This is a genomic window from Anaeromyxobacter paludicola (assembly GCF_023169965.1).
GTDB classification, from domain to species: domain Bacteria; phylum Myxococcota; class Myxococcia; order Myxococcales; family Anaeromyxobacteraceae; genus Anaeromyxobacter_B; species Anaeromyxobacter_B paludicola.
The window spans coordinates 2,505,476-2,527,090 of record NZ_AP025592.1; the positions used below are offsets into that span (position 1 = coordinate 2,505,476).

15 protein-coding genes are annotated in these 21,615 nt (G+C 75.5%); 8 read left to right on the forward strand and 7 right to left on the reverse strand.

Going from position 1 to position 21,615, the window contains the following annotated elements:
- Nucleotides 1–2: 2 nt before the first annotated feature.
- The 5 genes from AMPC_RS11460 to AMPC_RS11480 all read right to left on the reverse strand — a co-directional run bounded on the left by AMPC_RS11460 (nucleotide 3) and on the right by AMPC_RS11480 (nucleotide 6,146).
- Nucleotides 3–371, reverse strand: coding sequence for a response regulator (locus tag AMPC_RS11460; RefSeq protein ID WP_248340771.1), 369 nt, complete (start codon nucleotides 369–371; stop codon nucleotides 3–5).
- Complete coding sequence (locus AMPC_RS11465; protein WP_248340773.1) at nucleotides 368–2,311, reverse strand: HEAT repeat domain-containing protein; 1,944 nt, start codon at nucleotides 2,309–2,311, stop codon at nucleotides 368–370. Before AMPC_RS11465 ends, AMPC_RS11460 begins: the two co-directional genes overlap by 4 nt.
- Entirely contained in the window at nucleotides 2,308–4,608 is a 2,301-nt protein-coding gene (locus AMPC_RS11470) for a DUF4388 domain-containing protein (protein ID WP_248340775.1), read from the reverse strand. Before AMPC_RS11470 ends, AMPC_RS11465 begins: the two co-directional genes overlap by 4 nt.
- Complete coding sequence (locus AMPC_RS11475; RefSeq protein ID WP_248340777.1) at nucleotides 4,605–4,982, reverse strand: response regulator; 378 nt, start codon at nucleotides 4,980–4,982, stop codon at nucleotides 4,605–4,607. The genes AMPC_RS11470 and AMPC_RS11475 overlap by 4 nt, the downstream gene beginning before the upstream one ends.
- 417 nt (nucleotides 4,983–5,399) lie before the next feature.
- A complete protein-coding gene (locus tag AMPC_RS11480; protein WP_248340779.1) occupies nucleotides 5,400–6,146 on the reverse strand; it encodes a DUF72 domain-containing protein in 747 nt (248 codons plus the stop codon).
- Nucleotides 6,147–6,302: 156 nt separating this feature from the next.
- Between AMPC_RS11480 and AMPC_RS11485 the strand changes: the two genes are divergently transcribed.
- From AMPC_RS11485 to AMPC_RS11515, 7 genes are all read left to right on the forward strand, one after another.
- Nucleotides 6,303–8,537 carry a cation:proton antiporter domain-containing protein gene (locus tag AMPC_RS11485; RefSeq protein ID WP_248340781.1) on the forward strand — a complete coding sequence of 745 codons (2,235 nt, stop codon included), beginning with the start codon at nucleotides 6,303–6,305 and terminating at the stop codon, nucleotides 8,535–8,537.
- 97 nt (nucleotides 8,538–8,634) lie between these two features.
- Nucleotides 8,635–9,273 (forward strand): TetR/AcrR family transcriptional regulator, encoded by a 639-nt coding sequence (locus AMPC_RS11490; RefSeq protein ID WP_248340783.1) that lies wholly within the window; start codon nucleotides 8,635–8,637, stop codon nucleotides 9,271–9,273.
- Nucleotides 9,270–10,625: a TolC family protein gene (locus AMPC_RS11495; protein WP_248340785.1), complete on the forward strand. Its 1,356-nt coding sequence runs from the start codon at nucleotides 9,270–9,272 to the stop codon at nucleotides 10,623–10,625. The genes AMPC_RS11490 and AMPC_RS11495 overlap by 4 nt, the downstream gene beginning before the upstream one ends.
- On the forward strand, nucleotides 10,615–11,733 hold the full coding sequence (locus AMPC_RS11500) for an efflux RND transporter periplasmic adaptor subunit (protein ID WP_248340787.1): 1,119 nt from the start codon (nucleotides 10,615–10,617) through the stop codon (nucleotides 11,731–11,733). Before AMPC_RS11495 ends, AMPC_RS11500 begins: the two co-directional genes overlap by 11 nt.
- An 8-nt stretch (nucleotides 11,734–11,741) precedes the next feature.
- Nucleotides 11,742–15,326 (forward strand): efflux RND transporter permease subunit, encoded by a 3,585-nt coding sequence (locus tag AMPC_RS11505; RefSeq protein ID WP_248340789.1) that lies wholly within the window; start codon nucleotides 11,742–11,744, stop codon nucleotides 15,324–15,326.
- A 95-nt stretch (nucleotides 15,327–15,421) separates the two neighbouring features.
- Entirely contained in the window at nucleotides 15,422–16,786 is a 1,365-nt protein-coding gene (locus tag AMPC_RS11510; protein ID WP_248340791.1) for a sodium-dependent transporter, read from the forward strand.
- A gap of 117 nt (nucleotides 16,787–16,903) precedes the next feature.
- The gene (locus AMPC_RS11515; RefSeq protein WP_248340793.1) at nucleotides 16,904–18,532 is read left to right on the forward strand and encodes a peptide chain release factor 3; all 1,629 of its coding nucleotides are present in this window, start codon (nucleotides 16,904–16,906) and stop codon (nucleotides 18,530–18,532) included.
- A gap of 51 nt (nucleotides 18,533–18,583) precedes the next feature.
- Here the strand turns inward: AMPC_RS11515 and AMPC_RS11520 are convergent, their stop codons facing one another.
- Entirely contained in the window at nucleotides 18,584–19,129 is a 546-nt protein-coding gene (locus AMPC_RS11520; RefSeq protein ID WP_248340795.1) for a YceI family protein, read from the reverse strand.
- 187 nt (nucleotides 19,130–19,316) lie between these two features.
- Here AMPC_RS11520 and msrB point away from each other — a divergent pair, with 187 nt between their 5' ends.
- Entirely contained in the window at nucleotides 19,317–19,724 is a 408-nt protein-coding gene (gene msrB / locus AMPC_RS11525; RefSeq protein WP_248340797.1) for a peptide-methionine (R)-S-oxide reductase MsrB, read from the forward strand.
- 234 nt (nucleotides 19,725–19,958) lie between these two features.
- Here the strand turns inward: msrB and AMPC_RS11530 are convergent, their stop codons facing one another.
- Nucleotides 19,959–21,347 (reverse strand): hypothetical protein, encoded by a 1,389-nt coding sequence (locus tag AMPC_RS11530; protein WP_248340800.1) that lies wholly within the window; start codon nucleotides 21,345–21,347, stop codon nucleotides 19,959–19,961.
- Nucleotides 21,348–21,615: the final 268 nt, after the last annotated feature.

Sequence of the window (21,615 nt, forward strand, 5' to 3'; positions counted from 1 at the left end):
GGCTACTCCCCCAGGAGGCTGCGCACCTTGGCGAGCAGCTCCGGACCGTTGAAGGGCTTCGTCACGTAGTCGCTGCAGCCGGCCTCGTACCCGGCCTCGAGGCTGTCGAGCTCGCCGCGGGTGGTCACGAGGATGATCGGGATCCCGCTCGTCGCCTCGTCCTCCCGGAGCCGGCGGCAGGCCTCGAGCCCGTCCAGGCGCGGCATCACCACGTCGAGGAGGATGAGGTCGGGCCGCAGCGCCCGGGCCTTCTCGAGCCCCTCGAGCCCGTCGCGCGCCGAGACCACCTGGAACGCCCGCGAGAGGAAGAGCTGCTCCGAGAGCAGGACCGTGCTCGAGTCGTCCACCGCCAGCACCGTCTTGCGGCTCACGCGGCCTCCTCGCCCCGGCTCGGGAGCTTCGCCAGCGCCGCCCGCGCCGTGCGCGCCACCAGCGGCTCCGGATCGCGGACCAGCTCGAGCAGCAAGGCGCGGGAGCGGGCCAGCCCGAGCCGGCCGAGCCCCCACCCGGCGTCGTTCCGGACGCTCCAGTCGCGGTCCCGCGCCAGCTCGGCCAGGAGGTCGAGCTCCGCCTCGGTGGCGGTGCGCGCCACGCCGTCGGCGGCGACGCGGCGCAGCTCCGGCGCCCCGTCGCCGAGCCGCGCCCGGAGGAACGGCAGCAGCCCGGGCGCGCCGATGCGCACCAGGGCGGAGACGATCTCGAGCCGCTCGTGGCCGTCGGCGGCCGGGAAGAGCCGCTCCAGCTCCGGCGCCGCCGCCGCGGCCCGCAGCCGCCCCAGGGCGCGGATGGCCTGGTAGCGGAGCTCGCCCGCGACGGGCAGCAGCCCCACCAGCGCCGGCACCGCGCGGGTCGAGCCGTTGCGGACGATGAGCTCCACCGCCTCGGCGCGCACCGACTCGTCGGGATCCCGGAGCTTGCGGACGAGGTGGGCCTCGAAGTCGAGGTCGTGATGGACGAGGAGCCGCAGCGCCGCCCGGCGCACGTGGGCCGGCTCGGCGTCGAGCAGCTCGACCACGCGGTCCTGGAACAGCGGACTGTGCGCGGCCTCGAGGATCTCGAGGGCCGGGAGGACCTTGTCGGCGCGCTCCAGGAGCGGTCCGAGCGCCACCAGGCTCTGCCCCGGCATGCGCCCGAGCGCCTCGGCCGCGGCGCCCGCCTCCGGCGGCGTGCCCCGGTCGAAGAGCCCCACCAGCACGGGGATGGCGGCGACGTCGCGGCAGCGCCCCAGCGCCTGGCAGGCGGCCGCGCGGACGGCGGGATCGGGATCCGACATCCGCTCCAGCGCGAGCGGGACGGCGTCGGCGCTCGCCGGCGCGCAGCGCAGGGCGCCCTGCCGCACCGCGGGATCCGGGTCCCGCAGGAGCTCCGGCAGGTGGTCGCCGAGGACCTGCTCGTGGCGCCGGCAGAGGGCGGCGGTCCAGCGCCCCTCCTCGGCGTCGCCGGCCAGGGCCCGCCGCACCACGGCGGGGAAGAGCCGGTCGAGCCGCGCCGCCAGCGCGAGCGACGCCGCGGCGCGCGACAGCGGCGCCTCCTCGGAGCCGAGGAGGGGGCCGAGGTAGGCGCGGAGCCCGCCCTCGAGCTGCCCCTCGTCGAGCTCGCGGCGGAAGCGGGTGACCGCCGGGGCCGGCGCCGGCCGCGCCTCCAGGATCTCGGCCACCGCGAGGAGGAGCTGATCCCGGAGCGGCAGCCGCTCGTGGCGGGCCAGCAGCGAGAGCAGGCGCGGCAGCGCCTCCGGCGCCCGGAGCTTCCCGAGCGCCTCCACCGCCGGCTCCGCCAGCAGCTCGTCCTCGACCAGCTCGAGCAGCGGGGCCGCCGCCCGGGGATCGCCGATGTCGCCGAGCGCCGTCACCGCGGCGAACTGGAGCCACAGCTCCCGCCCCAGCAGCCGGACGATGCCCGGGACCGCCTCCGGCGCGCGCAGCCCGCCGAGCGCCTCGACCGCGGCCTGGGCGATGTTCGGATCCGGGTGCTCGAGCAGCGGCAGGAGCGCGTCGACCGTGCCCGGGTCCCGGATCCGGGAGAGGATCTGGACCGCGAACATCGCCACCTCGAGGTTGGCGCCGCGCGAGAGCGCCATGAGGTGGGGCACGGCGTAGGGGCCCTGGCGCTCCAGCGCCGCGAGCGCGGCGTTGCGCAGGACGGCGTTCTCGTCGTCGCCCACGAGCCGGCCCAGGAGCTCCGGCGAGAGGTGGCGGGCCGCGAGGGCGATCGCCTGCTCCCGCGCCTCGGGGCGCGGGTCCTGGAGCGCGGCCAGGACCTCGGGGGCGTCGTCGCCGGCGGAGAAGGCGCGCTCGAGCTCCGGGGTGGTCACGGGTTCCCCCTGATGGGCTGGGCGGTCTGCCGGCGGAGCATCTCGTTCTCGAACGCCAGGCCGGCCTGGGCCGCCGCGAGCTCGAGCACCTCGAGCTCGTCGATGGCGTGGTTGGATCGGCCGTTGTCGGCGTAGATGAGCGCGATGACGCGCTGGCCGCCGATGACGGGGAAGACGGCGCACTGGCGGGTGCGCGGCCGGCCCAGGAGCGCCGCGAAGCTCTCCGGGAACCGCACCGAGTCGAAGCCCACGGCGCGGACGCGGCCGTCGGCGAGGCACTCGCCGAGCGCGCTCTCCGCCGGGACCGCCAGCTTCACGCCCCGGGTGACCTGCGCGAGCGGCGCCCCGCTGGCGCTGCTCCCGAAGGCGCCGAGCGCCACCAGCCCGTCGTGGCGGACGAGGAAGAACACCGCCCGCTCCACCGACTCGCTGATGATGCTCATGAGGCTGAGGGAGATGGTGGTGGAGATGAGGCCGCCGCGCAGGTCGCCCACGATGCGGCGGAGCTTGGAGAAGGTGGCCGCGGCCTGGTCGGCCCGCGCGCCGCCGGTGAGGAGGTCGCGGCGGTTCTGCGCCAGGGCGCGCGCCGCGTCGGCCAGCAGCCCGGGATCGGCCGGGACCGCCGCCATGGCGCCGGCCCGGTAGGCGCGCCCCACCCCCTCCCCGCCGTCCACCACCGCGAGCACGGTGGCGCGGGGCCGGGCGCGGCGCAGCGCCGTGACCGCCTCGACGGTCACGCCCCCCCGGCGCAGGTCGAGCACCACGAGCGGAGGCAGCTCCCCCGGCGGCGCCGTGCCGGCGTCGCGCAGGTTCACCGGCGCGACCCGGGCCTCCGGCAGCCTCTCCCCGAGCACCTCGGCCAGCCGCCGGTCGGGGGAGACCACCTGCAGGCGCGGGACGTCGCTCGCCGGCGCGGCCTCGGGCAGGGGCGCGGGCTCGGGCGGCGCGTCCGGCGGGGCCGGGGCCGGCAGGGGCTGCTCCGGCCCGGGCGCGGCGGGGGCCTCCGAGGCCGGCTCCGCCGCCGCGGCGGCCGGCGCGCGGTTGCGCTCGTCGAACACCCGGAGCGCGTCGAGCAGCACCATCTGCGTGTCGAGGCTCAGGTGTCCGACGATCGCGCCGGGCACGATCGCGATCTCGTCGATCGGCTTCACCTCGTTCACGTCGAAGCGGAAGGTGCCGCGCGTCCAGGTCACGAGCTGGTGGACCGTCTGCTCGATCTGCCGCTCCACCGCCCGGTACATGTCCTCGGGCGCGACGGCCTCCATCCCGATCAGGATCTGCCCCAGCGAGCGGCGCGGCTGCTCGGCGCCCTGCGTGAACAGGGCGGCCTCGAGGGTCTCCTCGTCCACGAGCCCGGCGTCGCGCAGGAGCTCGCCCAGCTTCTTCGAGCCCGGCCCCCAGGCGTTCACGATCCGGCCCTTGTGCAGGCTGATCTCCGCCTCGGCCTCGCCGGAGCTGACGGTGAGGGTGCCGGTGCGGCCGCCGAGGTGGATGAACTGCAGCGCGTCGGCGACCGGCACGTCCTCGAGGTTGCCCGAGAGGCTGGTCGCCTCGGCGCGCGAGCGGCGCCCCAGGCCGACCGCCTCGCTCACCAGGCTCTCCATGGTCCGGAGCTTGCGGCTGGTGCTCGAGTAGACCCGGGCCGCGAAGACCGCCGAGGCGACGTGGGCCGCGATGAGGTCCAGCAGGTCGCGGTCCTCCGGCTGCAGCATGGGCTTGTGGTCGAAGAGCTTCAGGATGACCAGCGCGCCCACGGTGGTCCCCTGCACGCTGAGCGGCACGCAGGCCACCGCGTCGGAGCCCTCGAGCGGGGCGATGCGGAGGTTCCCGTCGGAGAGGGTCGCGTCCACCGCCGGATCGCCGCCGGCGTAGGCCCCGCGGTCGTACCGGCCGCTCCGGTCCTCCTCCAGGCCGTGCCCGAGCGCGATCTCGCAGCCCTCGGCCCGGTCCTGCCTCCAGAAGAGGAGGACGAAGCGCTCCGCGCCGATGAGGTTGATGGCGATCTCGGCGACGGTCGCCCGCACCTCGTCGGGATCGAGCGTGGAGTGGAGCTGGTAGGTCGCGACGTACAGGTTCATCAGCCGCCCGACCTGCTGCTCGTGCTCGGAGAGCTGCGCCGAGAGCTCCGTCCGGTCGGACTCGAGATCCGCGAGCCGCGCCTCGAGCTCCTCCGCGCGGGCGGCGCGCTCCTCGAGCCGCGCCGCCAGCTCCCGGGCGCGCTCGAGCAGCGCCGGGAGCGGCTCCGTCGCGCCGGGGCGCGCGGGCGGCCGCGGGAGCTCGAGCGACGCCGAGGTCATGCCGCCGCGCCCGCCGTGAGCCGCTGGACCACCGCCAGCACCTCCTCGTTCCGGAACGGCTTCTTCACGTAGGCGACCGCTCCCGCCTCGAGGCCGCGGCGCGTGTCGTCCTCGGTCCCCTCGGTGGTGATGATGACGACCGGGATGCGCGCGAGCGCCGCGTCGGCCTTCGCCGCGGCCAGGAACTCGAGCCCGTTCATCCGGGGCATGTTGATGTCGAGCAGGACGAGATCGACGTCGCGGTGCTCCGCCAGCCGCTCCAGCCCCTGCCGCCCGTCGAACGCGTGCACCAGCGTGTAGCGGCGCAGCATCATGTCGAACATGCGGTGCAGCAGGTTGGAGTCGTCCACCACCAGCACTTTCTTCTGGCTCATAGGCGCGGACGGCGCTGGAAGACCGGGCGGCGCAGTCCGAGGCTCGAGCCCTCCGCGCGCGAGACGGCGTGTCCCGATGCAGCGCCGGTGTTCCCCCTCCAGTTCGAATCGTCCCGGACGCAGAGTGAGACTGAACCCGATCGGGCGAGGGGTCAATTCCTTGGCGGCTGCGCGGACGTCCTGACGCGCCCTCGCGCGCCCCCGGGGGCGGCTCATCGGCGCGAGATCGCTGGGAGAAGGCGCCGAGGGGCGGCCTCGGGCGCGGCGCGGGCTCGCGGCGAGGATCTGCCCCGGGGAGCCGCCGGGCGCTCGATCGTCCGGAGGGAGTGCGACACGGGCGCACCCGGGAGCGGCGGCGACGACGGTCGGCGCCTCGTCGCACCTTTCGGCACCCCGGACCGCGACGCACGGGGATCGTCAGGGTCCGGTCCAGGGGGTCCGCTCCGCCCCGGCCCCCTCCCCCAGCACCGCCGCGAGCGCCAGCGCGAGCGCCGGCCCCCGCCCCGCGTCCTCGTGCTTGAAGAACACCCAGGCCTCGCCCCAGGGCTGCGAGAGGATGCGCGTCGCCCAGGCCCGCAGCCCCGCCGCATCGTAGTCGGGCGCGCGCAGGCGCAGGTAGCCCCACGGCGCGGTCGGGAGCACCGGCGCCTCGCGCTCGCCGTCGTCGGAGGTCGCGAGCGCCGCGCCGTGGCGCGCCAGCGCCGCGAGGACGTCGTCGGAGCGCCAGCTCGGGTGACGGAGCTCGAAGGCCGCGGGCGCGCCCGGGGGGAGCAGCGCCAGGAACGCCTCGAGCCGCGCCAGGTCCTTGCGGAAGCTCGGCGGGAGCTGCCAGAGCACGGGGCCGAGCGCGGGTCCGAGCGCGGCGGCGGCGGCGTGGAAGCGCGAGGCCTCCTCCTCCACGCCGGCGAGCCGCTTCGCGTGCGTGATCCGCTGCGGCCCCTTGAGCGCGAAGGCGAAGCCCGGCGGGACCTGCGCCCGCCAGCCGGCGAGCACGCGCGCGCTGGGCGAGCGGTAGAAGGTGGCGTTGATCTCCACCGCCGGGAGCCGGGCGGCGTAGAGGGGGAGGAGCTCCGCGGGTCGGGCCTTCGGCGGGTAGAAGCTCCCGCGCCAGGCGAGATAGGAGAAGCCGCTCGTGCCGCAGCGGACGCGCACGCGGCTAGGCATGCGGCCGGCGCGCGCCGCCGGCCACGCCCCGCCGCGCTCGCTCGCCCGCGCGCGGGGCCGCCGCCCGGCCACGCCCCCCCGCTCCGGCCGGCCGTCCTCGCCGCCGGGCCGATGGCCAGCTTTCTCCCCGAGCGCGGCCGGTCCGCGCGACCCGGCATGCGCGGCCTCGGCGAGCACGAGCTCCTCGTCTTCCTGCTGCAGTTCACGCTGCTCCTCGGGGCGGCGCGGCTGCTCGGCGGGCTCGCCCGGCGGCTCGGACAGCCGAGCGTCATGGGCGAGGTCCTCGCCGGGGTGCTCCTCGGCCCCACCGTGCTCGGCCACCTGCTCCCCGGGGTCCAGGCCTTCGTCTTCCCCCGGGACGCGCGGCAAGGAGGGCTCCTCGAGCTCCTGAGCTGGATCGGGATGGTCCTGCTCATGATGCGGACCGGGATCGACACCGACGTGGCCCGCTGGCGCACGCTCAAGGGTCCGGCCCTCCTCGCCAGCCTCTGCGGCATCGCCCTGCCCTTCGCGAGCGGCCTCGCCATGGGCGCGCTCGCCCCGGCCGAGCTGGTCGGGCGCGGCGGGCGGACGCTCTTCGCGGTCTTCATGGCCACCGCGATGTCGATCTCGGCGGTCAAGGTGATCGCCAAGATCCTGCTCGACCTGAACCTCATGCGCCGGGACGTCGGGTTCGTCATCCTGGGCGCCTCGATCCTCGACGACACCATCGGCTGGGTGATCCTGGCCATCGTGATCCGGGTGGCGCGCACCGGCCGCTTCGGCCTCGAGAGCGTGGCGACCACCCTCGCCGCCACGGCCGGCTTCGCGCTCGCGGCCATGCTCCTCGTGCGGCCGGTGGCGAGCCGCGCCATCCGCTGGCTCGAGCGCGAGGGGCGGCTCGAGCACGGCACCACGAGCGCGGTGGTGGTGCTCACGCTCGCCTGCGGCTCGCTCACCCAGGCGCTCGGCATCCACGCCATCTTCGGCGCCTTCGTGGCCGGGCTCCTCGTGGGCGAGCTCCCGCGCATCAAGGAGGCCACGCTCGAGTCGATCGACAGCATGGTGATGGGCGTGTTCGCGCCGGTCTTCTTCGCCTACTCGGGCCTGAAGGTGGAGGCGCTGGCGCTGCCCGCCTGGCCCATCACGCTCCTCGTGCTGGGGGGCGCGGTGGTGGGCAAGGTGGTGGGCGCGGGCGTCGGGGCGCGGCTCGGCGGGCTCGCCGCCCGGGAGGCGCTCGCGGTCGGCATCGGCCTCTCGGCGCGCGGCTCGACCGAGCTCGTGGTGGCCCGCATCGGCATGGACCTCGGGGTCCTCGCCGCGCCCATGTACGCGCTCATCATCCTCGTGCCGCTGGTCACGAGCCTGCTCACCCCGGTGCTCCTGCGGCTCAGCCTGCGCGGGCTCCCGGTGGGCGGGCAGGAGGCGCGGCGGCTCGCCGAGGAGGCGGCCGAGGAGCGCGCCATCATCCCGCGGCGGGGCACCAAGATCCTGGTGCCCACCTCGGGCGAGCCGCACGCGGTCCAGGCGCTCCGGCTGGCCGCGCCGCTGGCCCGGCTCCCCGGCGCGACGCTGGTGGGGCTCTCGGTGGTCACCCCGCCGAGCGGCGGGCGGCGACGGGTCGGGCGGGGCGGCCGGACCGAGGAGGAGGTGGTGGCGAGCTCCGAGGCGGTGGCGCGCGAGCTCGACCTGCCCGACTTCCACCCCTCGGTGGTGCGGGCCGACTCGGTGGACGCCGCGGTCACCGCGGAGGTGGCGCGCGGCTACGACCTCGTGGTGCTCGGGCTCGACCAGCCCCGCGCGCTCTCGCACCGGCTCCTCCGGGCGCTGCTCGCGTCCGGCCACTCCGACGTGGTGGTGGTGCGGACGGGCCGCTCCGACGGGTGGTTCCGGCGCGTCCTGCTCCCCGTCACCGGCTCGGCCCCGTCTCGCGCCGCGGCGGAGCTCGGGTTCCTCTACGCCCGGGAGACGGGGGCCGAGCTCCACCTCCTGCACGTGATCGAGCCGGCCTCCGCCCCGGACCGGCGCGCCCTCGCCGAGCTCCGGCTGGTGGGCGGCCGCATGCTCGAGGAGCTCCTGGAGCGCGGGCGGCGCGAGGACGTCCGGGTCCGGGGGCGGCTCGTGTCCTCCCGCTACCCGGCGCGGGCGATCCTCGACGCCGCGTCCGAGGAGCGCGCCGACCTCGTGCTGGTCGGCGCCACGCCGCGGTACGTGGGGGTGCGGGCGTTCTTCGGGCCGACCACCGATCTGCTGCTCGCCCACGCGCCGTGCGCGGTCGCCATCTACGCCGGCGGGGTGCGGCCGGAGGCGCTCCGGGCCACCACCGGCGGGCCCGAGCCGGCCGAGCGGCCGGGGGAGCGGTCGGGGGCCGCCCCCGCGCCGGGCGGCGAGGGGCAGGCGACGCTGCACTGAGAGGGGCTCGCGCGAAGAGCCTCGCCCGAGGCGTTGACAGGAGCGCGCCGGGCTCCTAGCCTGCCGGCGTAAGTAACTAACTGGTGAGTTACCGACCATGCCCACCCGCCCCCGGACCGGCCCCCGCCCGCGCGACGCCGAGGCGACGCGCGCCGCCCTCCTGCGCGCCGCCACCGAGACCTTCGCCGAGGCGGGCTTCGCCGGGGCGCGGGTGGACGCCATCGCCGAGCGGGCCGGCGTGAACAAGCGGATGATCTACGCCTACTTCCGCGACAAGGCGGGGCTCTACCGGGAGGTCCTCGCCTCCCGCTTCCGGGGCGCCGCCGAGGTGTCGCGCGGCGTGGCCGCCGGGCGCGGGCCGCGCGCCGCGCTCGAGGCGCTCGTGCGCTGGTACTTCGAGGTGCTGGCGCGGGATCCTCCCTTCGCGCGCCTGCTCGCCTGGGAGATGCTGTCGGGCGGCGCCCGCGGCCACGACATCCTCATCGAGAGCGCCACCCCCGCGCTCGACGTCTTCGCGGGGCTGGTGCGCCGCGGCATCGACGCGGGCGCCTTCCGGCGGGACCTCGACCCCGAGCTGCTCCGGGCGGCGGTGACCTCGGTGACCATCGGCTACTTCCTCCAGCGCGGGGTGGCGCGCGGGCGGGTGCAGGATCGGGCCTGGAATCCGGCCCGGTTCCTGGACCACGCCTGCCGGCTCCTCTTCGACGGCATCGCCGCGCCGGGAGGCCGCCGGTGAGCCCTCGGCGCGCCGCGCTCCTCGCGGCCGCGCTCCTCGCGGCCGGCCTCCCCGGCGCGCCGCGCGCCGCCGCGCCCGAGCCGCCGCTCCTCGGCCTCGACGAGGCCGTGGCGGCGGCGCTCGCGCGCAACCACCTCCTCGCCGGCGCGGCGCTCGAGGTCGAGAAGCAGGAGGACCGGGCCGACGCGCTCCGCACCCGCCGGCTCCCCGCCCTCCGCCTCGACCTCCTCGCCTCGCGCCTCCTCGAGCCGCTCGACTTCACCTTCCCCGCGGGCACCTTCGGCACCTTCCCGGGCGTGGGGCCCTTCCCGCCGCTCGAGTCGCGCGTCCGGACCGAGCCGCAGCTCACCACGGTGGCGCTGGTCACCGCGAGCCAGCCGCTCACGCAGCAGTACCGGATCGGCCTCGGCCTGCGCGCGCTCGAGCTCGGCCGCGACCTCGCCCGCGAGCAGCTCCGCGGCGAGCGGCAGCGGATCCGGGCCGAGGTGCGCGCCACCTACTACCGGCTCTCCGCGACGCAGGCGGCGGTGGCGGCGCTCTCCGACCTGGTCCGCGCGCTCGAGGAGCTCGACCAGCAGACCGGGCGCTACCTCGCCGAGGAGGTGGTGCTCCGGGGCGACGCGCTCGAGGTGAAGGCGCGGCTGGCGCGCGAGCGCTGGCGGCTCTCCTCGGCCGAGAGCGGCCTCGCCACCCAGCGCGAGCGGCTCGACCAGCTCCTCGGGCGCGACCTGGGCGCGCGCTTCCGGGTGGAGGATCCGTCGGCGCTCCGCTCGCCCGCGGCCGAGCTCGGGCTCGAGGAGGCCCGCGCGCGGGCCCGGGCCCGCCGGCCGGAGCTGCGCCGCGCCGCGCTCCAGCGGGCCCAGGCCGAGACCGGCCTGCGCCTCTCCCGCGCCGACTGGATCCCCGACGTCACCCTGAGCGCCCACTACGCCCGGCTGGTGGACTTCCACTTCCTGCCCGACCACGTGGCCGACGTCGGGCTGCTCCTCTCCTGGGAGCCCTTCGACTGGGGCCGCCGCGGCAAGGAGGCCTCCGCGGCCGGCCGCGCCGAGGCCCAGGCCGAGGCCGCGCTCGCCGAGGCCGAGTCGCAGGTCGGCCTGGAGGTCGGCGCCCGCTGGCGGGCCCTCCGCGACGCGACCGGGCTGCTCGAGGCCACCCGGCTCTCGGTGGCCGCCGCCCGCGAGAGCCTCGCCACCACGATGAACCGCTACCGCGAGGACGCCAAGGTGCTGCGCGACGTCCTCGAGGCGGAGGCCCGGCTCTCCGGCGCGCGCCACGACGAGGTGGACGCGATCGCCGGGCGCTGGGCCGCCGCCGCCGACCTCGAGAGGGCCCTCGGCGATGACGACTAGGACGACTTCCATCGGGCTCGTGGCGCTGCTCCTCGCCGGCTGCGGCCGGCACGCCCCGCCCCCGGCGCCCCCGCCCGCGGTCCGCGTCCAGGTGGTCGCGCCGGCCACCGGCGGCGGGGCGGGCGGCCGCTGGTCGGGGGTGGTGCAGCCCTCGAGCCTCGTGCCGCTCTCCTTCCGCGTCCCGGGCTACGTGGCGGAGCTGCTCCAGGTCCGCGCCGGAGGCCGCGGGCGCGCGGTGGCCGAGGGGGACCGGGTCCGCAAGGGCGAGGTGCTGGCCCGGCTGCGCGACGCCGAGTTCCGGGACAAGGTGGCCCAGGCGGCCGGCCAGGCCGCGGCGGCGGCCGCGGCGGCCGAGAAGGCGCGGCTCGACTTCGAGCGCGCCACGCGGCTCGGCGCCACCCACAGCGTCACCCGGCCCGAGCTCGAGGCGGCGCGGGCCCAGCGCGACGCCACCCGCGCCCAGCGGGACGCCGCCGAGGGGGCGCTCTCGGAGGCCCGCCTCGCCCTGCGCGACACCGCGCTCGCCGCGCCCCTGGACGGCGACGTGGTCAGGAAGGCGGTCGAGCCGGGCGCCCTCGTCGGCCCCGGCACGCTCGCCTTCGCGGTGGCGCAGGTGTCCACCGTGAAGGTGGTGGTCGGGGTGCCCGACGTGGTGCTCCGGACCATCGCGCCCGGCCAGCCGGTGACGGTCACCTCCGACGCGCTCCCGGGCCGCCGCCTCGACGCGCGCGTGAGCCGGGTGCCCTCCGCGGCCGACCCGGTGACGCGAAACTTCGAGATCGAGGTCGAGATCCCCAACCCCGACCGGCTCTGGAAGCCGGGCATGGTGGCCGCGGTCGAGCTCGCCGGCCCCGCCGCCCCGGCCCGGGTGGCGCCGCTCCTCCCGTTCAGCGCGTTCACCGAGGCGGCCGGCGAGCGGGGCCGCTTCGCCGTGGTGGTGGTCGAGGGGGACGGCGCCGCGGCCACCGCCCGGCTGCGCCCGGTGACGCTCGGCGAGGTGACCGGCAACCAGGTGGCGGTGGTCTCCGGGCTCGCCGCCGGCGAGCGGGTGGTGGTGACCGGTGCCCCGCTCCTCGCGGACGGGCAGCGCGTCGAGGTGGTGCCGTAGGAGCCCGCATGGACACCGCCCGCCCCTCCGGCCGGGGCAACCTGGCCCACTACTTCGTCACCCACCGGCAGGTCGCGTGGGCGCTCCTCGTGGCCGCGCTGGTCTGGGGCGTCATGGGCTACCTGCGCATGCCCAAGCGCAAGGATCCGGAGATCCCGGTCCGGGTGGCGCTCGCCTACTGCCCCTGGCCGGGCATCAAGGCCGAGCGGGTGGAGCAGCTCGTCACCCGCAAGCTCGAGCAGGCGGCCGCCGGGAACGCCAAGATCGACAAGCTCGAGTCCACCACCCGCGACGGGGTGGCCGTCCTGCTCGTCTACCTGCAGCAGAGCGTGGACGACACGGTGGAGCAGTTCGCCGACATCGGCCAGCGCGTCACGCGCATCCCCGACCTGCCGCCCGGGGCCGGTCCGGTCACCTGGGTGAGCGACTTCGGCGACACCGCCGCGCTCATGCTCACGGTGGCGAGCCCCAAGGTGGGCCGCGCCGAGCTCGACCTCCGCGGCGGCGCCCTGGCGCGGGCCGTCGCGGCGGCCCGGGCCGGGCGTCGGGACGGCCCGCGGGTGAGCGCCTTCTACTGCGTCCCGCCGGACGTCCCGCTCGCGCTCGTGGAGCGCCCCTTCGCCCTCTTCGCCGCGCAGGCGGAGCGGGACGGGGTGGCCCGGGACGTCCAGCCGCTCTCGGCGGCGGGCTGCGCCGGGGTGGACCTCGCCACCGGCCGGACCGACGCGGAGCTGCGCGCCTACGCCGCCGGCTTCGTCCGCGACCGGCTCGGCGCCGCCCAGGTCCACCCGGACGCCTGGGGGCCGGTGCTCGTGCGCGCGCCCGCCGAGGCGGCGGACCGGCTCGCCGAGGTGGCCGGCGACCGGTACACCTACCGGCAGCTCGACGACTTCACCGACGAGATCCAGCGCACCCTCCAGGCCCTGCCGATGGTCTCGAAGGTGACCCGCAGCGGCGTGCTCGGCGAGCGGATCAACCTCGAGTACGCCCAGGAGCGGCTGGCCGCGGCGGGGCTCCAGCCGGCGCGCCTCGCCCAGCTCCTCGCCGCGCGCAACACCGCGCTGCCCGGCGGCGTGCTCGACGCCGGCGACCGGCACCTCGTGGTGGACCCGGCCGCGGACGACCGGCGCTTCACCGACCTCGGCGAGCTCTTCGTGGGCGCCTCGAGCGCCGGGACCCCGGCCCGCCTCCGCGACCTCGTCACCCTCTCGCGCGGCTACGAGAGCCCGCCGCGGTTCCTCAACTACCTCGTGCACCGCGGCGAGGGCGGCGCGTTCGAGCGCGGGCGCGCCGTCACCCTCGCCGTGCAGATGCGCTCCGGCGAGCAGATCGGGGCCTTCGGCGAGGCGGTCGCCCGCGCGCTCGAGGACGTGCGCCGGCGGCTGCCGCCGGATCTCGTGGTGGCCCGCACGAGCGACCAGCCCCGCCAGGTGGAGGAGAACGTCTCGCTCTTCATGCGCAGCCTCTACGAGGCCATCGCCCTCGTGGTCCTGGTGGCGCTGGTGGGCTTCTGGAGCTGGCGCTCGGCGCTCCTCATGGCCACCTCCATCCCGCTCACGCTGGCCATGACCTTCGGCGCCATGAAGACGCTCGGGGTGGACGTCCAGCAGGTCTCGATCGCCACCCTCATCATCGCCCTCGGGCTGCTGGTGGACATGCCGGTGGTGGCGGGCGACGCCATCGAGCGGGAGCTCGGCGCGGGGACCCCGCGCGAGGTGGCCGCCTGGCTCGGGCCCACCCGGCTCGCCAAGGCCATCTTCTTCGCCACCCTCACCAACGTGGTCGCCTACCTGCCCTTCCTGCTCCTGAGCGGGGACGTCGGCCGCTTCCTGCACAGCCTTCCGGTGGTGATGACGGTGACGCTCTTCGCGGCGCTGGTCGTCTCGATGACCTTCATCCCGCTCGTGGCCCTCGGGCTCGTGAAGCCGCCCGACCGGCCCGCGCCCTCGACGGAGGCGCGGCGCCGGAAGGGGTTCGCGCGCTTCTACGCCCGCCTGGCCGAGGCGTCGCTCCGCCACCGGTACCGCGTGCTCGCCGCCTCGCTCGTGCTGGTGGTGGCGGGCGGGCTCGTGCTCTCGCGCCTCAAGACCCAGTTCTTCCCGACCGACCTCTCCTACCTCTCGTACGTGGACGTGCGGCTGCCGGAGGACGCGCCGCTCGGGGCCACCGACGCCGCGGCGGCCGAGGCGGAGCGGGTCGTGCGGGAGCAGGCCGAGGCCTTCGGGCGCGCCCACGGGGTCCCGCGGGTGCTCCGGACCCTGACCACCTTCGTCGGCGGCGGCGGCCCGCGCTTCTGGTTCTCGGTGCAGCCCGAGCAGCAGCAGCTCAACTACGCCCAGCTCCTCGTCGAGGTCACCGACAAGCGCTTCACCCGCGAGCTCGTGGCGCCGCTCCAGGCGGCGCTGGCGCGGGTCCCGGGCGCCCGGGCCGACGTCCGCCAGCTCGAGACCGGGAAGCCGGTCGGCGTGCCGGTGTCGATCCGCGTCTCGGGCGAGGACCTGCTTACGCTGCGGCGCGTCGCGGGGGAGGTGGCGGGCGTCCTCCGCGGCGTCCCCGGCGCGGCCCGCGTCCGCGACGACTGGGGGCCGCCGGCGCTCCTCGTCCGGCTCGAGGTGGACGACGACCGGGCCGGCCTCGCCGGCGTGACCCGCTCCGACGTGGCCGCCTCCTCCGCCGCCGCGCTCTCCGGCCTCCCGGTCGGCGCCTGGCGGGAGCGGGACAAGCTCATCCCCATCCTGGCGCGGCTCCGGCTCGAGGATCGGGCCCAGCTCGGCGCGCTCGACGACCTCTACGTGTTCTCGGCCGCCTCGGACCGGAAGGTGCCGCTGCGGCAGGTCTCGACCGTCTCGCGCCAGCTCGAGCCGCCCAAGATCGTCCGCCGCAACCAGTTCCGGACCATCACCGTCTCCTGCTTCTCGGTCCCGGGCGTGCTCCCGTCGGAGGTGCTCGCCGCCGCCCGGCCCGGCCTCGACCGGGTCGCGAAGGGGCTGCCGCCGGGCTACCGCCTCGAGATCGCGGGGGAGCACGAGGAGCAGCAGAAGGGCTTCCTCGAGCTCGCCCTGGTGATGGCGGCGTCGGTGGCGCTCATCTACTTCGCCCTGGTGTTCCAGTTCCAGAGCGCCGTGAAGCCGCTCGTGGTGTTCGCGGCCATCCCCTACGGCATGGCGGGGGCGGTCGGCATGCTGGCGCTCATGGGCCAGCCGTTCGGGTTCATGGCCTTCCTCGGGGTGGCCAGCCTGGTGGGCGTCATCGTGAGCCACGTCATCGTGCTCTTCGACTTCATCGAGGAGGCGCGCGAGCACGGCCGCTCGCTGGAGGACGCGCTCGTCGAGGCGGGCATCGTCCGGCTCCGGCCGGTGCTCATCACCGTGGGGGCGACGGTGCTCGGCCTGCTGCCGCTGGCGCTGCACGGCGGGCCGCTCTGGGAGCCGCTCTGCTACGCGCAGATCGGCGGCCTCACCGTGGCGACCGCGGTGACGCTGATCCTGGTGCCGGTCCTGTACTCGGTGTTCGTGCGCGACCTGAGGCTCATCCGGTGGGAGGCGCCGCGCGCCGGTCCGGCCCCGGCGGAGCCGGCCGCCCCGCGGGACTGAGCGCGGCCCCGGGGATCCCCCGGCCACGGCGCGGCGGCCGCGTGCCGCGGGCGCGAGAGTTCGGCCGGACGCCCTGGATGGGGTATCGTCGCCGGATGCCCCAGCAGCCCAGCTCTCGCGACGCCTTCGCCTCCACCCTCGGCGCCTTCGCCGCCACCGTCGGCTCCGCCGTCGGCCTCGGCAACATCTGGAAGTTCCCGTTCCTCACCGGCTCCAACGGCGGCGCCGCCTTCGTCCTCACCTACCTGCTCGCGGTGGCGCTCGTGGGAGTGCCGGTCATGGCGGTGGAGCACGCCATCGGGCGCCGCATGCGGCTCAACGCGGTGCAGGCCTACGCGCGCGTGGTCCCGCGACAGCCGTTCTGGTCGCTCATCGGCTGGGGCGGCCTCCTGGCGGCCGTGCTCATCATGGCCTTCTACACCGACGTGGCCGGCTGGGTGTTCGCCTACGTCCTCAAGTCCGCGCTGGCCGCGGCCGGCGGGAGCCCGCTCACCCCCGACACCTTCGGGCGGCTCGCGAGCGGCACCTTCGAGCCGCTCTTCTGGCAGGTGGTGGTGCTGGTGGTGACCACCGGGATCATCGCCGCCGGCGTCTCGAAGGGCATCGAGAAGGTCACGAAGACCCTCATGCCCCTGCTCTTCGCGCTCCTCCTCGTCTGCGACGTCCGCGCGCTCACGCTGCCCGGCGCCTCGGCCGGCGTCTCCTACCTGTTCCGGCCCGACCTCACCAAGATCACGGGCACGGTGCTCCTGTCGGCCCTCGGGCTCGCGTTCTTCAAGCTCTCGCTCGGCATGGGGACGATGACCACCTACGGCTCGTACATCCCCGACGAGACGAAGCTCGCGCCCAACGCCATCCGCGTCGCGCTCGCCGACACGCTGGTCTCGATCCTGGCCGGCCTCGCCATCTTCCCGGCCGTCTTCGCCTTCGGGGGCCAGCCCGCCGGCGGCCCGGGCCTCCTCTTCAACACCATCCCGCTCGTCTTCTCGAAGATGCCGGGCGGCAGCCTCTTCACCGTGGTCTTCTTCGTGCTCGCCGCCATCGCCACCATCGGCGCCATGGTGAGCCTCATCGAGGTGCCGGTGGCCTTCCTGGTGGAGCGCGGCCACCTCTCCCGCCCGGCGGCGGCGGTGGCGACCGGGCTCGCGATGTTCGCCCTCGGCACGCTCGCCACCCTCTCGCAGAGCCCGGTGCTCGAGGGCGTGAAGCCGTTTGGCAAGAGCTTCTTCGACCTGTTCGACTTCCTCTCCTCGAACGTGCTCCTGCCGGTCGGCGGCCTCGCCATCGCCGTGGTCGGCGGCTGGCTGATGAAGCGCGCCGAGTTCCTCGGCGAGCTCGACAAGGGCTACGCCGCCGAGCCCTGGTACGACCGCGCCATCTACGCCTCCATCCGCTACCTGGCGCCCGGCCTCATCCTGCTCATCCTCCTCAACAGCCTCGGGGTGATCCGGCTCGCCTAGGCGGGCGGCCGGCCGCTCCCTCGCTCCCCCGCCGCGGGCCGACTTGACGGCCCGCGCGCGGGGTGTTTCATACCCCCCGCGCGGCGCCCCCCGCCGCGGCGACACCCCCGGGAGCACATGAACGCACAGCACGAGGTCGGCCGGCGGCGGACGTTCGCCATCATCTCGCACCCGGACGCCGGCAAGACCACCCTCACCGAGAAGCTCCTGCTCTACGGCGGCGTCATCCAGCTCGCCGGGGCGGTGAAGGCCAAGCGCGGCCGGAGCAGCGCCGTCTCCGACTGGATGGAGATGGAGCGCGAGCGCGGCATCTCCATCACCACGAGCGTGCTCCAGTTCCCGTACCGCGGGCTGCAGCTCAACCTGCTCGACACCCCGGGCCACGCCGACTTCAGCGAGGACACCTACCGCACGCTCCACGCGGTGGACGGCGCGATCATGCTCCTCGACTCCGCCAAGGGCGTCGAGGCGCAGACCCGCAAGCTCTTCCGGGTCTGCAAGCACCGGGCGATCCCGATCTTCACCTTCGTGAACAAGCTCGACCGGCCCGGGCGCGACCCCTTCGACCTCATCGGCGAGGTGGAGAGCGTGCTCGGGATCGGCGTCTACCCGATCACCTGGCCGGTGTTCCGCGACGGCACCTTCGCCGGCGTCTACCACCGGCTCGCCGGGCGCGTGTACCTGTTCGAGGCGCTCGACCCCGACGCGGGGAAGGGCGTGGGCGCGGAGCGGCCGCCCGTGGAGGTGACCGGGCTCGAGGACCCGGCGCTGGCCGAGGCGCTCGGCGAGCGCGGCTACGCCCGGCTCAAGCAGGAGACGGAGCTGCTCGAGCTCGCCGGCGACGGCTTCGACAAGGAGCGCTTCCTCGCCGGCGAGCTCTCGCCGATGTTCTTCGGCAGCGCGGTGAACAACTTCGGGCTCGAGCCGTTCCTCGAGTCCTTCTGCGAGCTCATGCCGCCGCCGGGGCCGCGCGCCACCGACCAGGGCCCGGTGAGCCCGTCGCAGGAGGAGTTCTCGGGGTTCGTCTTCAAGATCCAGGCGAACATGGACAAGGCCCACCGCGACCGGATCGCCTTCGTCCGGCTCTGCTCGGGCCGGATGGTGCGCGGGATGAAGGTGCGCCACGTCCGCTCCGGCCGCGACCTGCGGCTCGCCAACCCGACCCAGTTCCTGGCCGGCGAGCGGAGCCTGGTGGAGGAGTCCTTCGCCGGCGACGTGGTGGGCGTGAACGATCCCGGCCTGTTCGAGATCGGCGACACCCTCACCGGCGGCTCCACCTTCGAGTTCCAGGGCATCCCCAGCTTCGCGCCGGAGCACTTCGCCCGGCTGGAGATGGTCGATCCGCTGAAGCGCAAGCAGTTCGCCCGCGGGCTGGAGCAGCTCGCCCAGGAGGGCACCGTCCAGCTCTACCGGCCGCCCGAGGGGCGCGCCGGGGACCTCGTGCTCGGCGCCCTGGGCCGGCTCCAGTTCGAGGTGGTGAAGTTCCGCCTCGAGGCGGAGTACGGGGTCCAGGTGCGGCTCGGCGGGGCGCCCTGGCAGCTCGCCCGCTGGGTCTCGCGCGAGGACGGCGCCCCGGTGGACCTCGACCGGCTCCACGACGCGGTCGAGGGCATGGTGGTCCTCGACGTGCGCGGGCGGGTGGTGGTGCTGTTCGATCGCGAGTGGGCGCTGCAGACCGCCAACCGGCTCCACCCCGAGTACCGGTTCGCCGAGACGGCGACCGGTGTGGTGGTGCGGGCCGCCTGAGCGGCCCGGCCCGCGCCCCCGCCCTCCCCTTCCGCTTCGAGGAGGGGAGCGCTACGCCGCGACCGTGCCCGCCTTGCGGATCGCCTCGAGCTCGATGCTGATCTCCACCTTCTCGCCGACGAGCACGCCGCCGGCCTCGAGCGCCGCGTTCCAGGTGAGGCCGTAGTCTCGCCGGTCGAGCGAGGCCTTGGCGGAGAAGCCGGCCCGCTCGTTGCCCCAGGGATCCTTGCCGGTGCCGGCGAACTCGGCCTGGAGGGTCACCTCGCGGGTCACGCCGCGGATGGTGAGGTCGCCCACGATCCGGAGCGCCTCGCCGTCCCGCGCGACCGCCTTCGAGCGGAAGGTGAGCTCCGGGAAGCTCGCCGCGTCGAGGAAGTCGGCCGAGCGCAGGTGCGCGTCGCGGTCGGCCACCTGCGTGTCGATGGAGGCGGCGTCGATGTGGACCTCGACCGAGCCCTTCGTCGGGTCCTGCGGGTCGAGGCTCACGGCGCCGGACCACTTCGCGAACCGGCCGTGCACCTTCGAGATGATCATGTGCCGGACCCAGAAGTGGATGGCCGAGTGGCTGACGTCGATGTCCCAGGTAGCGTTCGCCATGGTGCGTCTCCTTTTCGTTGAGCCGGCGCTGCGTTCCGGCGCCGCGCTTCGATGGCGAGAAGATGCGCCCGGACGCGCGGGCCCGCAATCCACGGAAGCGCACAACTTCGTTTCCCTTGGGACACGACTGCGCGCCCCGCGCCCGGGCCGCTGGCGCGGCCCCTCCCCGCGGCTTAGGTCTCGGGGCATGACCCCCGAGCCCACCGAGAAGCTGGTCCTGAGCGACGAGGAGTGGCGCGCCCGCCTCACGCCGGAGGCGTACGCCGTGCTGCGTGGCCACGGCACCGAGCGGGCCTTCACGGGCTGCTTCGTCGGCACGCACGAGCCGGGGACCTACGTCTGCGCCGGCTGCGCCAACCCGCTCTTCCGCTCCGGCGAGAAGTTCGAGTCGGGCACCGGCTGGCCGTCGTTCACGCGGCCGGTCGCGGAGGGCGCGGTGCGGGAGCGGGTGGACCGCTCGCACGGCATGATCCGCACCGAGGTGCTCTGCGCCCGCTGCGACGGGCACCTCGGCCACGTCTTCCCCGACGGGCCGCCCCCCACCGGCCAGCGCTACTGCATGAACTCCGCGGCGCTCCGGCACGTGCCGGAGTAGGCGCCGCTGGTCGCGCTCCGCGGCGGGAGGGGTCCCAGCGAAGCTGGGGAGGGCGGAGCCCTCCGCGGCGGGAGAGCTTCGCCGAATGGCGAAGCGCAAGGGCCCCGCCGAGCGGAGGGTGGGGCCCCGCCGGCTCCGCCGGCGGGGCGGGGCAGCATGCCCCGTTCAAATGCAGCGGGCACCCCGCCGCGGAGGACGGGGTGCCCGGGGGAACACACGGAGCCGGAGGGAGGGCTACGGCGCGTTCGCGAGGTAGTTGGCGTAGTCCTGCGCGGTGGTGCCCGCCGCCAGGGAGGCGCCCATGTTCACCATGTTGTTGACGGTGGTGAGCCAGTTGGCCGCGCTGCGGCCGCTGACGGTGTAGCCGCCCGACTTGAACACGGTGTTGTTCGAGGTGAGCCCGTGGCAGCTGGTGCAGGACGCGGTCACCATGGCCGCGGTGACGGTGACGGCCGGCGGCGTGTAGGTGCAGGCCTGCGAGAGCACCGGCGTGCCCGCGCAGCCGGTCGGCGTGGAGGCGGTCACGGTGCGGGTCTGGGTGTTGTTCGACTGGCAGGCGCCCCAGGCCGAGTAGGTGTACGTGCAGGCCGGCGGCACGTAGGTGCAGGCCTGCGTGAGCACCGGCGTGCCCGCGCAGCCGGTCGGCGAGGAGGCGGTCACGGTGCGGGTCTGGGTGTTGTTCGACTGGCAGGTGCCCCAGGCCGAGTAGGTGTACGTGCAGGCCGGCGGCACGTACGTGCAGGCCTGCGAGAGCACCGGCGTACCGGTGCAGCCCGTCGGCGAGGAGGCGAGCACGGTCCGGGTCTGCGTGTTGCTCGAGCTGCAGGCCGACCAGGTCGAGTAGGTGTACTGACAGGCCACCGGAGTGGGCGTCGGCGTGGGAGTCGGGGTGGGCGTCGGAGTCGGCGTCGGCGTGGGAGTCGGGGTGGGCGTCGGAGTCGGCGTCGGGGTGGGCGTCGGAGTCGGCGTCGGCGTCGGGGTGGGCGTCGGCGTCGGCGTCGGCGTCGGGGTGGGCGTCGGCGTGGGGGTCGGCGTCGGCGTCGGGATGGGCGTCGGCGTCGCCCCGGGGCCGGCCGGCATGTTGGCGGCGGTGAAGGTGCCGTCGGCGAGATCGTTGAGCGCACCCGAGAAGATGACCGCGCCGGTGGCCCGATTCGTCACGACGAGCTTGCCGCCGGTGGTGGTGAAGCTCACGTCGCGGAGCAGCTTGCGGAGCGCGACGCCGCCGTCGCTGAGCGGATCGGTGGGCACCTGGTACAGGTCGAACAGGGGCGCGAGCACCGTCCGGACCTTGGCGATGAACGCCAGGTAGCCGTTCGCCGTGGAGCGTGAGGCGGTCGGCTCGCGCTCGAGCCCGTCGTCGCTCTCCGCGGTGGTGGCCGCGAGGGTGGTGAGCTCGTTCACGGCGGTGTGGCCGGCGTCGGGCGCGATGGCGTAGAGGCTGGTCGTGCCGCCGGCCGCGTCGGTGGCCTGGGCCTGGAGCAGGTACGGCGGCGTCAGGCCGGCCACGTCGATCGAGAAGGACCCGTCCTGGCCGAGGGTGCCGGTCCGCTGGTGGGCTGCGGCGTCCTTGAGGGTGATGGTGGAGGCGAGCGCGGTCTGCGCCGACGCGACGCCGCTCACGGTGGAGGCGGTACCGGAAGGGGAATCGGAGCCGCAGCCGGCAAGCGCCAGCGCTGCGGTCAGGGCGCCGAGCGCCAGGCCTGCGGCGGAGCGACTCCTCGTGATCGAGCGGGTGTGGGCAGTGAGCTTCATTCGTTCTCCCTTGTTCGGGTGGAACAGGCGACCCATCGAGCGAACGGCTGCCCGGGCCGCCTGTACCGTGAATGCGTGTCACAGGAACAAGGGACAACACGACAGACAAGACGTCAGGTGCCTGCTTGCTCGGTCG